Origin of the sequence: Rhizobium subbaraonis (genome assembly GCF_900220975.1) — a bacterium.
GTDB lineage: Bacteria > Pseudomonadota > Alphaproteobacteria > Rhizobiales > Rhizobiaceae > Mycoplana > Mycoplana subbaraonis.
The window spans coordinates 1-4,598 of sequence record NZ_OBQD01000064.1; the positions used below are offsets into that span (position 1 = coordinate 1).

Annotated in this window: 6 protein-coding genes and 1 pseudogene; 2 read left to right on the forward strand and 5 right to left on the reverse strand. The window is 62.0% G+C overall.

The genetic code is table 11. The features are described from left to right. Positions 1-53 precede the first annotated feature (53 nt). From CRO48_RS33350 to CRO48_RS31300, 5 genes are all read right to left on the reverse strand, one after another. Positions 54-182, reverse strand: coding sequence for a hypothetical protein (locus CRO48_RS33350; RefSeq protein WP_280952715.1), 129 nt, complete (start codon positions 180-182; stop codon positions 54-56). Then, a complete protein-coding gene (locus CRO48_RS31285; protein ID WP_097143527.1) occupies positions 179-1,606 on the reverse strand; it encodes an efflux RND transporter periplasmic adaptor subunit in 1,428 nt (475 codons plus the stop codon). Before CRO48_RS31285 ends, CRO48_RS33350 begins: the two co-directional genes overlap by 4 nt. Further along, complete coding sequence (locus CRO48_RS31290; protein ID WP_097143528.1) at positions 1,603-2,007, reverse strand: FixH family protein; 405 nt, start codon at positions 2,005-2,007, stop codon at positions 1,603-1,605. The genes CRO48_RS31285 and CRO48_RS31290 overlap by 4 nt, the downstream gene beginning before the upstream one ends. A gap of 109 nt (positions 2,008-2,116) precedes the next feature. Beyond that, positions 2,117-2,500, reverse strand: a complete 384-nt coding sequence (locus tag CRO48_RS31295) for a hypothetical protein (protein WP_245423733.1) — start codon at positions 2,498-2,500, stop codon at positions 2,117-2,119. Between the two features lie 133 nt (positions 2,501-2,633). Then, entirely contained in the window at positions 2,634-3,152 is a 519-nt protein-coding gene (locus tag CRO48_RS31300) for a DUF6428 family protein (RefSeq protein ID WP_097143529.1), read from the reverse strand. Positions 3,153-3,195: 43 nt separating this feature from the next. Between CRO48_RS31300 and CRO48_RS31305 the strand changes: the two genes are divergently transcribed. Beyond that, positions 3,196-3,537: an ArsR/SmtB family transcription factor gene (locus tag CRO48_RS31305; RefSeq protein ID WP_097143530.1), complete on the forward strand. Its 342-nt coding sequence runs from the start codon at positions 3,196-3,198 to the stop codon at positions 3,535-3,537. A gap of 19 nt (positions 3,538-3,556) precedes the next feature. Continuing rightward, positions 3,557-4,504, forward strand: a pseudogene (gene arsK / locus CRO48_RS31310) (arsenite efflux MFS transporter ArsK); the annotation flags it as partial. Positions 4,505-4,598: the final 94 nt, after the last annotated feature.

The following is a 4,598-nucleotide window of genomic DNA, read 5'->3' on the forward strand; positions in this document are numbered from 1 at the left end:
TCTCATCTTCGCTTCCTGTGAATGAGCTACGATGAGCCGAAAATCCTCTCTTCTCAACTAAGCCAGGTCTGTCTCATGGGCGCTGATGTCGGACAGTAGATACCCGCGGCGATCGAGAGCGCGGCTGCGACGATGATCAGCACGAGATTGCGGGCGGACCAGGCTATGATGTTCGAGATCATGGCTGCACCTCGCCCGCAGTGAGCGCGTTAAGCGCCGCATTGAGGTTGCTTTCGGCGTCAAGCAGGAAGTTCGCGGAAACGACGATCTTCTCACCGGCTTCGACCCCTTTCCTGATTTCCGTCCGGTCGTCGCCGCGCACTCCGAGCGCGACGTCACGCGGTTCGAAACGGCCTTCGCCCTTGTCGACGAACACCACCTGTCGGTCGCCCGTGTCGATGACCGCACTGTTGGGCACCGCGACGACCGGGGTGGCATCACCCGAGGCGATCTCCACCTCCGCATACATGTTCGCTAGAAGCAGGCCGTCGGCGTTGGAAAGTTCGATCCGCACCCTCGCCGTCCGCGTCTGCGACTGAAGCTCGGGGTAGATCAAATTGATCGTACCATCGAATGTCTTACCGGGCAGGTTCCTCACCTTGACCGTCGCATGCGCGCCTTGCCGGATGGTCGTGGCCTCGAATTCGGGCACGTCGGCGATCACCCATACCTTCGACATGTCGGCGATCCGGAACAGGACGTCGCCCGCCTCCGCCATCATACCTGTCGTCGCGTTGCGCTCGAGAACCACGCCGTCGCTTGGCGACAGATAGGGAATGCTACGAGGCACCGCGCGGTTCTTGGCGATCGAACTGATCGCCTCTTCCTGCACCCCGAGGTTACGCAGTTGCAGCGCGCCGCCGACGTCCAGTCCCGGCTTGCCGCCGCCCCGCAGTTCGGTGGCGTATTCCGCGCCCGCTTTCGCGACATCCTTGGAATAGAAGTGGAAGAGGTCGTCCCCCTTCCTGACGACATCGCCCGTAGTGACGTTCGCGACGTCTTCGACGAAGGAGTCCGTCCGCATCGAGACGATCCGGATCAGCCGCTCGTCGATGGCGATTGTCCCTGGCACCCGCACCGCACGGGCAATCACGGTTCGCTCCGCCATAGCAGTCTTCACCCCCGTACGCTGCAACTTGCCCAGAGAGACTTTGACGACGGAACTGTTCGCCTCTTCGCCCTCGTAAACCGGGATATAGTCCATGCCCATCGAGTCCTTCTTCGGCACCTTCGAGGTGTCGGGAAGGCCCATGGGGTTCCGGTAATAAAGTATCTTGCGGCCGTCGGCGGACCCTGCGGCACTGGAGTGCTCGGCGGTGGCCTTCACGGGCTCGAAGCTCACGTCTTCGCTTTGTCGCACTGCCCTGAAAGGTCGGCCGTCAGACGTCTTTTTCGGCTTGGCGGAATACTCTGGCAGCCCGTCCGGGTGCTGGTAGTATATGACCTCGCCCGTCGGCACAGGGCGAGGCACGACAGTTTCCCCGAGCGCCGGCTCGGAGAAATATGCGCTGAGTTCCGGGGCAAGGCCACGTGTGCCAGCCGCGTAACCTCCCCCGCCGGCGATGGCGAGGGAGCTGACGAAGAGCAGAAATCTGGACGTGGTCACGGCTGTGCCTGCAGAACCAGTTCGCCCTGGACCGTGTCGGTCTCTCCCTGGACCTTGGCCGCCAGCTTGAAGCGCCAGCCGCCCTCCATGCTGAGGTTGGTCTTGAACGTATAGACGCCGGCTTCCGTTGGCGGCAGGGCTTCGACCGGGGTGGTCATCGCCTCCATTCCCTCCGGTGCCATGTCCATCCTCGTGCTGAAGATGATCGCGTCCGGCACAGGTTTTGACGTCCTCTTGTTGATCAGGCGCACCGCGACGGTCGCCTCGGGACCGTGCGGGACTTCTGATCGGACGAGCTGGAACTCGTAGTCCGTTGCGGCGGCGAAGGATGTGGTGGTTGCAGCCAAAATGATGGCAACCGCGCCGAGGGTCGCCCTCGGAGAAAAAAAGCTTGTGGTCATATGAATCTCACCCAGGACCGGCGCTGCGGGCCGGGTCCATGAAACAGCTACGGTCGGAACGACGCGCTCAGTCTGGAAAGCGGCCGTCCGGTTTAATCAGCGAGTGAGATCAGGCTTTGGGTGGTCGCGCCGGCGGTTCGACGATGGCAGAAGGCAGATGGTCTTCCTGAAGGAGGTCAAGGGATAGAGCCAGCAACGTCAGATCGACCCGCCAACCCGCGCCGTTGTCCTTCTGTGCCAAGATCGTCGTGGAACACAACAGCGCCAGGGGGCATGCGGGTCCGCAGACCTTCTTTTGAGGGGCAGGCTGTTCATCCGGGCAGCACGGCATTTCATCGGCGCTTGCCATATCCATATCCGGCATGACTGCCGTCTGCATGTCGGACGAAGCCGCCATGGCGCTGGCAGACGTGCTCACGCCCACGGGACCGACAACGATCCCGAGCAATGCAAGCGCGAACATGAGACGCCGAAGCCCGACAAGGTAGAACATGCTCGTATGCTGGCACACGGCGGCGCTCATTGGAAGTCCGTTACGGAAAGTTGCGACCGACGGACGCACTCAGCGGGATCGTCGCCTCGCGACTGCGTCTGGGCATCGCCTTGGGGAACTGTTTGTACCCACCTCAGCCACAGCACTTGGAAGCGGATGAACCACAGCACGAAGCTTCCGTAGCGGCTTGCTCGGCCAACCAGCGGTCCCGCGGCTTGCAACTCGCGGGACGTGGCGTCAACGCGACGTGGAGAGCGCCGTCCTCCGTCACAGGTTCGTTCGCGCAGTACAACTGCATCGGGCGGACGCCATCGCTGACTTCGAAGGTCAGCTTGGCTGAGCCGTCGAGGCGGACGTATTCGGAAACCTTGCGGACGATGGCCGAGAACTTCCCGGCCGCCATATGGGTCCGCTCGCCCTCGTCAATGTCCCAAAGCTGCACGAAGATTTCCGACCAGGCTTCCAGATTAGCCCCACAATCGAGGGCGGAGAACTGGCCGGCCTTGACCTCGGTCACGTGATAGCCTGGCTTCACGGGCTTTCCGTCGTACAGGAAGACCAGTTTCAGGTCTGGTGCTTCTGCGGCTCTGCCGAGCAACTCCCCGAGCGAGATGTCGGTTTTGTTTGATTGGCTATTGTCGATCGTGCTCATTTGCGGCTATCCTCAATTTCAATGATTCAAGGATTATTGAAATATGGATGATCGTCAAGCCCTCTCTTCCTTCGCCGCGCTTTCCCAGGAGACCCGGCTCTCCATCGTAAGGACCCTGGTCGTCGCCGGCCCTGAGGGTCTGGCCGCCGGCGCGATTGCGGATCGCATGGGCGTCTCTCCATCGAACGTCTCGTTCCACCTCAAGGAACTCGAACGGTCGGGATTGATCTCCCAGCGCAGGGAGTCGCGTTCGATCCTCTACAGCGCAAGCTACGACACACTGGCCGACCTCGTGACGTTCCTGATGGAAGACTGCTGCGCGGGGCATCCCGGCATCCGTGGGTCCGTCGAGCGATCCGCTAGTTGCTGTTCAAGCGAAGCATAGGTGGCCGAGGAACACGTCATTGCATACGATCAAGGTTCCGGCGGGGACCGTCTCCGCTCTGGGTGTCACGCAGATCATCGGCTACGGCACTCTCTACTACTCCTTCTCAATCCTCGCCCCCGGAATGGCCAAGGACCTCGGCATCAGCCTGGAACGGGTCTTCGCCGTCTTCTCGGTCTCGCTGTTCATCGGCGGCCTGTCTGCTCCGTTCATCGGCAGACACATGGACAGGATCGGTGCGGCGACGGTGATGACGCTGGGATCGGCCCTCGCGGCGCTCACCCTGGCGCTGTGCGCATGGTCGCCGTCCATATCGCTCTTCGCGCTTGCGATCGTCCTGCTGGAGGTGTCCTCCGGGATGGTCCAGTACCAGGCGGCCTTTGCAACGCTGGTCGAAAGCGAACCTCGCACGGCCTCCCGCAGCATCACCTACCTGACACTCATCGGCGGCTTTGCCTCCACCATCTTCTGGCCGATCGCCGCGACACTGACCGGATACCTGTCCTGGCGGGAAATCTATCTGGTGTTCGCCGCCCTGAACCTTCTCGTCTGCATGCCCCTGCACTACTGGATCATGCGTGACGGACGCAGCGGCTCCAAACTCGACAAGACCAGAGCCCGCGAGGTCGTCATCGGCGCTCTCGAGCCGCAGGCGCGCCGCCGCGGCATGCTGCTGGTCTCCTTTGCCTTCTCGCTCTCGGGCTTCACTCTCGCCGCGATCCTTGCCCACATGGTGCCGATGCTCGGCGCGATCGGACTTGGCAGTGCGGCGGTCGTGATCGGCTCCCTGTTCGGTCCGGCCCAGGTCATGAGCCGACTGATCAACATGGTCTTTGGAAAGAGCCTGTCGCCGCCCGTACTGGCGATTGTGTCCGCGGCACTCATGGTCCTCGGAGCTCTGATTCTCGGGCTTTCGGGCGCTTGGCTGCCGGGTGCTGTGGCTTTCGCCGTCTGTCTTGGCCTTGGTGTCCGTCGTCGAATGATTTGAGACTTTTTGGGCGTGGGAAGAATGGAGTTTCCGGCTCGGTTTGCGGGTTGATTTAAGCCGCTTTGGCCTGGTG